This is a genomic window from Microcystis wesenbergii NRERC-220, from assembly GCF_032027425.1.
Classification (GTDB): domain Bacteria; phylum Cyanobacteriota; class Cyanobacteriia; order Cyanobacteriales; family Microcystaceae; genus Microcystis; species Microcystis wesenbergii_A.
The window spans coordinates 1-7,606 of record NZ_JAVSJA010000002.1; the positions used below are offsets into that span (position 1 = coordinate 1).

The 7,606-nt window shown below is 45.1% G+C and carries 10 protein-coding genes and 1 pseudogene; 5 read left to right on the forward strand and 6 right to left on the reverse strand.

Annotated elements, in window-relative coordinates; all coding sequences use genetic code 11:
- From RAM70_RS22780 to RAM70_RS22800, 5 genes are all read right to left on the reverse strand, one after another.
- Window positions 1–2,597 (reverse strand): plasmid replication protein, CyRepA1 family (locus tag RAM70_RS22780; protein ID WP_312675969.1); only part of this gene is annotated, 2,597 nt, incomplete at its 3' end.
- The gene (locus RAM70_RS22785; RefSeq protein WP_312675970.1) at window positions 2,590–2,787 is read right to left on the reverse strand and encodes a hypothetical protein; all 198 of its coding nucleotides are present in this window, start codon (window positions 2,785–2,787) and stop codon (window positions 2,590–2,592) included. The genes RAM70_RS22780 and RAM70_RS22785, both read right to left, overlap by 8 nt.
- Window positions 2,788–3,004: 217 nt before the next feature.
- Window positions 3,005–3,241: a hypothetical protein gene (locus RAM70_RS22790; protein ID WP_312675971.1), complete on the reverse strand. Its 237-nt coding sequence runs from the start codon at window positions 3,239–3,241 to the stop codon at window positions 3,005–3,007.
- Between the two features lie 50 nt (window positions 3,242–3,291).
- Window positions 3,292–3,483: a hypothetical protein gene (locus tag RAM70_RS22795; RefSeq protein WP_312675972.1), complete on the reverse strand. Its 192-nt coding sequence runs from the start codon at window positions 3,481–3,483 to the stop codon at window positions 3,292–3,294.
- A 46-nt stretch (window positions 3,484–3,529) separates the two neighbouring features.
- Window positions 3,530–4,027, reverse strand: a complete 498-nt coding sequence (locus RAM70_RS22800) for a hypothetical protein (protein ID WP_312675973.1) — start codon at window positions 4,025–4,027, stop codon at window positions 3,530–3,532.
- Between the two features lie 234 nt (window positions 4,028–4,261).
- Between RAM70_RS22800 and RAM70_RS22805 the strand changes: the two genes are divergently transcribed.
- From RAM70_RS22805 to RAM70_RS22825, 5 genes are all read left to right on the forward strand, one after another.
- The gene (locus RAM70_RS22805) at window positions 4,262–4,585 is read left to right on the forward strand and encodes a hypothetical protein (RefSeq protein ID WP_159298112.1); all 324 of its coding nucleotides are present in this window, start codon (window positions 4,262–4,264) and stop codon (window positions 4,583–4,585) included.
- 11 nt (window positions 4,586–4,596) lie between these two features.
- The gene (locus RAM70_RS22810) at window positions 4,597–4,914 is read left to right on the forward strand and encodes a DUF4164 domain-containing protein (RefSeq protein ID WP_185241216.1); all 318 of its coding nucleotides are present in this window, start codon (window positions 4,597–4,599) and stop codon (window positions 4,912–4,914) included.
- A gap of 76 nt (window positions 4,915–4,990) precedes the next feature.
- A complete protein-coding gene (locus RAM70_RS22815; protein ID WP_312675974.1) occupies window positions 4,991–5,950 on the forward strand; it encodes a tyrosine-type recombinase/integrase in 960 nt (319 codons plus the stop codon).
- Window positions 5,951–6,126: 176 nt separating this feature from the next.
- Window positions 6,127–6,843: a hypothetical protein gene (locus RAM70_RS22820; RefSeq protein WP_312675975.1), complete on the forward strand. Its 717-nt coding sequence runs from the start codon at window positions 6,127–6,129 to the stop codon at window positions 6,841–6,843.
- A complete protein-coding gene (locus RAM70_RS22825) occupies window positions 6,840–7,061 on the forward strand; it encodes a DNA-binding protein (RefSeq protein WP_312675976.1) in 222 nt (73 codons plus the stop codon). The genes RAM70_RS22820 and RAM70_RS22825 overlap by 4 nt, the downstream gene beginning before the upstream one ends.
- Window positions 7,062–7,371: 310 nt before the next feature.
- Here the strand turns inward: RAM70_RS22825 and RAM70_RS22830 are convergent.
- A pseudogene (locus tag RAM70_RS22830) lies at window positions 7,372–7,606 on the reverse strand (hypothetical protein); the annotation flags it as partial.

Consider the following 7,606-nt stretch of genomic DNA (forward strand, 5'->3'; position numbering starts at 1 on the left):
AGGGTTTCGTACCATTCTCTTAAGTCGTCATTGGTCAACGTTTGATCGCAGTCTAAAAAGTCTGGAATCTTGAGAAATTCCAAGACTAACAGGGTAGGAATTAAGCTTTTGGTGAAATCGGGAAGGAAAACACGGCCGTCTGATTTTTCCCCTAAGCGATCGATTCGCTTCTGTTCTCTAGCCTTTAAAAAAGGTTTTCCGGTGGTTAGGTAATAGTGCAAGGTTAACTCGCTAAACCATCCCTCACTATCCCTTTTGATGTCGGTAGTGGTAATTTTTTCCGTGAGGTATCGCCGGCATAACTGCCCTTTTCTTAACTGGTAACGCTGATCAGCAGTGCGATCGCTTTGGTTTCGGAGTTTCTCTAATTCCGAGTCGCTAGGATTCACGGCATCGGCGATCGCTTCCCTCTCAGTTTCGAGAGATTCATCTCTTGTCAGAGTCATCATCCAAGCAGCGTCATCCGTGACCGTTTCCCCGGGGTCATCGGGGTTAACCAATTGATACCCCTCACTGAGTAGGCGATCGACAATGGTATCAGCAAAGTGCCAAGCGTCGGAATTGCGCTCGATCGCATACTCGGCCCACGTTGTGACTAAGGCTGCCGATTCCCCTTCATAAAGAGAGATATGGTCAAGGTCGCTTAATTCTCGGAAAATAGCGCTTGCTTTTCGCTTCTCACCCCTCAACAAGTCCCGGACGTTAAGGCTGCCGTTCCCGGTAAAATTCGTGTGAGTTTTGGGAGCAAACAAGTGCCGGGGAACGTTCGATCGAACGCGGTCTAACCCTTGGCATACCCCGTCAACGGATTGGGCTTGACTAGCAAAACACCAAACACTGTCAAAGTCTGAATTGTCGATGCTGATCCCAGTTTCGAGAATTGGGCTAACTATGGGTATATCTATTTTGGGCAGCAAGTCCCGGAGGTTGTCTTCTATCTTGTAGGCTTGATGGTTAGGATCGGCCGTTGTCTCGCTGTCTATACCGAGAGGGAAGCGATCCGGACAATGCTGCTTAATATTTTTCACTAAATTTTGCGTACTGGTCTTAGATGACGCGGCCTGACTGCCGGTAAGAATCAAGGGACGGCCTCCCTTATGGATATGGTCCAGCAATGCGGCCAGCATTTTAGCCTTGGACTCATACCCGAAAAGCGATCGAGGGGTTTCCCTGATATAGGTATTTTGTACTATCCAAGTCTCTACTGGTATCCCTAGAAGCTTTTGGATAAAAGCGATCGATCGCTTAGATAGATAGGCATCGCATAAAATTATTTTTCCCCCACCGGCGATCGCTTCCCTGAGTAAATCTCTGAAAGTCTCTAGGATAGTTCCCCGATAACGTTTCAAGCCGTCAAGGGAGCTATTAAGCAGGTAGTCCAATGATTGTTCAATTTCATCCAAAGGAATATAAGCACCGTGCCAATTTTCAGGCTTAAACGGCGGGTTAGCTTGAGAATGCAAGCTATTAAAGCATAAAGCATAGCCTAGATAGCTTTTAGTCTCGCTCTTGTCGGTTCTGTAGTCGATCCCCAATCGTTGACATAACTCCGATAGCAATTTAACGCGATGACCGATAGGCAGAACCGCTATTCCTTCCCGGCCTGCCTGTTCTGCGATCGCTCTTAATACCTCGGTTTTACCCGTTCCCTTCCCTGATTTAATGCAGATAAGTTGAGCATTTTCAGGGATTTTAAGGTCTTCTAGGGTTAAAAATTGCTGATTAAGCGACATATCGACTATATCCGATATATCTCTCTTATTTTTCCCCTTCCAAGTATCAAAAGAAATAGCGTTATCAAGTATTTCTAGGACAAAATCCCGGCCTTTTCTGGCATGAATATCATCGATCCCTTTTCCGTCCGTTGGGTCCCACGTTGCAACGTAGGGACGGCCGCCGGCCTTTTTGATAGCGATCGCCAGCTTGTAGATTCCAGACTCAACCTTTTTGATTGTCGATGGTTTCGAGTCTCGATCGAAAGCAATCGCGACCTTTCTCCCTTTGACATAGGGCTGCAATTCAGGGAGTAAAAATAACGGCTTGTCCCTTCCTTTCTCATCCTTGCTTTTGGCCCCGCATTGGCAGCCGTATAAGCTGATCGTCGGTTGATTAAGGGAGATGACCGATAACGCTTTTTTCCCCCCTTCTGTCAGGGTTAAAGGAATCTCAGGATGATTTTGAAACCATTCCCAGAAAGTCTCATCCTTACCCGGCGGGGTCAGATTATGGGATTGTGCGATCGCTTTGGCAATGCGATCGGGAATAGGGGAAAAGTAGGCTTTATCGCCTATCCCTTTTGGGGCCAAGTATTGGCCTGATTTTTTCCCGTCCCGGGAATCCCCAAAAATCTTTAATTGCCAGGCCTCACCGGTTTCCTGACTGAATACGGCCGCTAAAAGGTTAGGTTTCGCTTGATCGGTAAACCGGGTGTACCGATACCCTAGAAGATCGGCGATCGGAGTCTCAACGACTTCGCGGGTAACGTCATCGATTAGTATGTCTGGAATAATCGTGACAGCCGTATCAAATACGTCGGGAGCGATCGCACTCCCTTCTGTGAATTCCCTTTTAATATCACCGTAGGAGGCCTTAAGCATTGTCCCGGCCTCCCTTTTGGTCATCCTGAGAGGCATTGCCGGCGCGATCGAGAAGGTCTGAGATTAGGGGACGTAGGCAGTCCGATATATGGTAAAATGGTTTATCATTGAGTGGAATCAATGATAAACCATTTCTGGTAGTAAAGAAAACTTCATCAACTTCGCTAAAGTCTGTTAATTTGTTATTCATATTCTTTTTGATGAATTCCTGGGAACGTTGCAATCGTTACCCAGGGGTTTTTTTATCGGTGAATGGTGAATTATTGCGATCGCGTAAAAGTGAATCACGCAATTACATCGGTTTTTTGTCTCTAGCTTGAAAACTATTTTACCAGATAAAAATAACTGACAACTAATAACCGATAACTGATAGTTAAATCCGCAAAAGTTGCGGATTTACTCATCGACTAATCTGGATCATCCCCATTAAAAAAGGCATAAACCCGCGCTGCTTTCTTTATTGTGGACTCGATCGAGTTCTGAATATTCTCAAGATTCTCGATATAAAGCTTTTTTTGTCCCTCCGGTAAGTCGTTATGAAGGGATTTTTTGAACAGCCACAGATAACGCTCGATCGCCACTAGATCCATGTAAATATCACCGGCCGTGTTTTCCGTATCTTCTTTGGTGAGGTTGTTAGCCATTTTTTCTACTCCTAAATGTCAATGGATTACTGATAACTGAATACTGGGGATTAATCGTCTAATTCCCAGTTAAATTCGATTAGGGAAAGATTATCGTCAACTATCTCTATCTCTCGTTTCCCGTCGTTTTCGATGGTGATATTGGCATACAAATCATCGAAAAATAATAAAGCCTCATCTTTGCTTTTTGCCTTAACCGTGACCTCAATTGTGAGGTTTAAAGTCCCTGTAAATTCCTTCATTGTTCTACTCCTAATGGGGGAAATTAATCCCCCGGTTACTAATCAGTTACAGCGAGAATTTCTTTTGAGCGCTTAAGTACAGGGTGGTAGCGATCGCTCGCCGGTCTTCACCATCGACTCCTAAACTTTCGGCTTGAGTCAGACAAAAGCCGTATAATTTAGCCATTTCTGTCACATAATTGGCTATTTCTCGCTTTTGATTGGGTGATAGGAGTGATTGGTCACTATCGCTAGTTTTCTCGCTGTTTTGAGCGATTTTATGGTCATAAACTGGTTTCACGGGAACCGGTTCAACGGGTAAGGGTTGGACCAGACTGACTAAGTTGGGATCCTCCACTAAGGAATATTTTCCTTTGTTATCTAGAGTTAAAGTTAAGCGAGCATTCCGGATCACGTGCTTTTGGGAGTATTCATCGTCACCACCGCGCCACACGGTCACTTTTTCGCCGTTATCGCGACGAATTGCGTCAATTACCGTTCTTTCACCAAACTTTGTGTTAACGCGCCGGGCGCGGTCCGTTGCCATGGCTTCGATTAATTGCATAATAGAGATATCCTTTTTTGGATGATAGGCGATCGCTTTTTGATTGGAAGTCTGGGAGCGGTCGCTTTTGGTTTATATGTATATGATATCCGATACTCTATCAGATTGCAATACCTATGCGATTAAAATATCTGATAAGTAAACGATAATAATATCAGATATTCTAATAGGATATTTATCGGAGTTAGTGATAGTATGAATGTAAACCCGATAATATATCTGATATAGTTATTTATGCCTAAAATTAACGATAACGTTGTCCGGGTTGACTTCCGGTGTCCGATCGCAATTTACCAAGCGATCGAGAAATTAGCAGAGGAAAATGGGCAGCCGATCCACCACATAAGTGGAAAAGTACAGATAAGCAGTACCATCATTGACTTATTAAAAACAGGGTTAGCAATTCACGCCCCGGACTCCCTACCCCAATCGAATGGGGGGAATTTAGCCGATAAGCTATCAGAAAAAATCGATGACGCGATCGAGGCTAAAATGAACGCGGCGATCGCATCGCTACGCGCTGAATTGGTAGGAGAAATGGCATCAACGAAAAAATAGGAGTTTAGCCAATGCCTAACGAAACCGTAACCTATTCCTTAGAAGCTGTTCTGACAAGGATCGAGGGGAAAATAGACAGCTACCAGAAAGATGTTAGCCAAAAATTCGACAAAATCGAGGAACGTCTCACAAAGTTAGAAATCGGACAATCGGAAATAAAGGGAGATATTAAAACCTTAGATTCTAAGCTAATAGAGACAGACAAGCGCATTAATGACCTAAATGGAAGGTTGAATATTACAAGTAATGCTTTTCTTGGCATTGTCGGAATTTTGGTGACAGGAATACTAGGCATACTAGGAAAAATAGTTTTTTTCCCTAACCCCTAAAAACCCAACTCCTAACCCGTGAGGTTCACGGGTTTTTAACAATTCTTAATGTTTCGATAATTACTGTTTTCGCTACATGAACAGCCGAATTGTACCAATTAACCCGAAACTATCTCACCTATCGCCGGTTTCCCCTTCCATAGACTGGGATAGGGTTCTATCTGACTGGTTAGCTACTAAGCGATCGCCTCACACTCAAAGGGTGTACCGGCGTGACATTGAGAATTTTCTCGCTGATCTGGGTACGGAATTGGGAAAATTCCTAACGCTCGATCGCCATGGTGCTTATGCCCTAGTTTCCCGCTATAAAGGGGATTTACTCCAAAAGGGGTTAAAATCAGCAACGATTAACCGACGGTTAGCCGCTATCAAGTCATTAGTCTGTTTTGCTTATAATTGCGGTCATTCTGAATTTATGCTTGAGTCTGTTAAGGGTGAGAAGCTGTCAGCGTACCGAGATACGACCGGGGTTGATTGCGAGACGTTTAAACGGGTTTTAGGGGGGATCGATCGCACGTCTCTAAAAGGCATCCGGGATTATGCCCTAATGCTGCTTCTTTGGTCTAATGCCCTCCGGCGATCGGAAGTGTCTAAGGCTAATATTTCTGACTTTGACCCCGTGACCAAAACCTTGAAAATTTTTGGCAAGGGTAGGGGTAACAATGCTGAAACCGTCTCTCTTGGAATTGGCACGGTCACGGCGATCGAGTCTTGGCTGTCAGCAAGGGGGGAACATCAACCCGATAAGGCTTTATTTGTGTCAGTCAATCCCGGTTATAAAGACGGCCGCCTATGCACTCAGTCTATTTATGATATTGTGAGCGATCGCTGTCAGGCCGCAGGCATAACTAAGGCTATGAGTCCTCATAGAATCAGACACAGTTCTATCACAGCGGCCCTAGAGGCAACCGGGGGGGATGTTAGACGGGTCCAGAAGTTAAGCCGTCATAGTTCCCTTAACACCCTGCTAATTTACGATGACAACCGCAAAAATCATCAGGGAGAGGTCACTGACTTGTTAGATGGTCTTGTTTAACCCAAAAAACACCCCCTCAAAAACACCCCTAAAACCCTCGAAAAAAAGGTTTAGGGGTGATTCATCATTGACATTGGGATTTAATTAAGTGCCAATTCCTAAACTGTCACAATTAGATGGTTACATCTAACCTAATTAGATTATGATACATATCATCCAAGATTAGATTAGATGCCATGAGTAAAGTAATTAGTTTTTCAATCAGCGATCGCTATCTCGATAAACTTCGCACCCTGTACCCGGCGCTGACTGACAATCTGGCAGCTAAACAGTTTCTCACGGACCGCTTAGATTCAAGCTTAGGCAGTGGCTTAGATGCAAGTTTAGATGATGGGTTAGATGACAGGGTTAAAACCCTTATAGAATCATGGGTAGATGGTTTATTAGAAGTGAGGTTAGATGCTACTGTGGGAAAGTCTCTCACTTCCTTGAGTGAGAGACTGACAAGGCTAGAGGCAAGATTAGATACTAATTTAGATGGTAGTTTAGATGATATGGAACCCCTGCTAAAACTACAGCGAGAGTCTTCGATCGCCACTTCCCCAATTCCCACCGAGGAACCTTCCCCCCTTCCCCCTTCCCCTTCCCTTCCCCCCGATGAACTGGGTGAGGGTGGTAACGCTAACACCCCGGACTCACCACCCTCACCACTGGACCAACCGGCGATCGAAACCTTGACCCGGGAAGTTTCACCCTCACCACCGTCGCCGGTCAAGGAAGCGATCGAAACTGATGACCGCGAATGGTTGACCTTGCAGCAGATAGCTGACAAAAAAATCAAGGGATTGCCGGGAACCTACCAAGGGTTAAGGCCATACGCTGAAAAGTGGGAATCGCGAAAAAATCCCCAAAAAAAGGGGGAACAATACAAAATCCCAAAAGAATACCTATGACCGATTACAGTTATAAGGATTATCAACCCTATTACGTCAAGCGATCGCCTAAACCCGGTTTTTTTACCCTCAAAGAAATCAAGGCCATGGATGTCCCGGGCTGGCCTCAATCGATCGAGGGACTACGGAAAAAAGCCGTCCGGGAGAGATGGCCCCGCTCGGGCCGCCGTCCGTCTAAGGGTGGGGCCTATGAATATCGCGCCGGGTTGCCCGATTAACTGAAACCTTTACCCTGATTGGGTTAGGGGAAAAGACTAGGTTCTTTTTTGGACTTTTCGATCGCACCTCGCAATGGCGCGAAGTTTCCCTAGACACAGAAAAATTTATACCTTGCTGTTGGTAGCTTGCAACGGTAAACCAATTCTCAGGGTATTTTGGGGCAAAATACGCAATTTTTGCGGTTTTGGTTGTTAGGGGGGATTAGTGATTAACTACACGGCCACAGAAAATAGAGGATTAGATATAGACTCTATGGACACGGACTTTGTATCTCGATCGAGCCAACGGCTAAAAATCTCGTTACGGCCGTCAAGGTTCAACCCTGCTAAACGGTAAACGGCTAAAAATCTCGTTACGGCCGTCAAGGTTCAACCCTGCTAAACGGTAAACCCGACGGCGATCGCCTCTGGACCCTAATCGGCCACAGCAAGAAAGTTTTAGCCCTAGCTTGCCTAGCACTCGTTGTAAAAATCGGATAGGAGTATCTTTTTCCCCTATGGTTATCCCTAAGCAGGTTCTAATGTCCTTTTTATAGGGGATAACT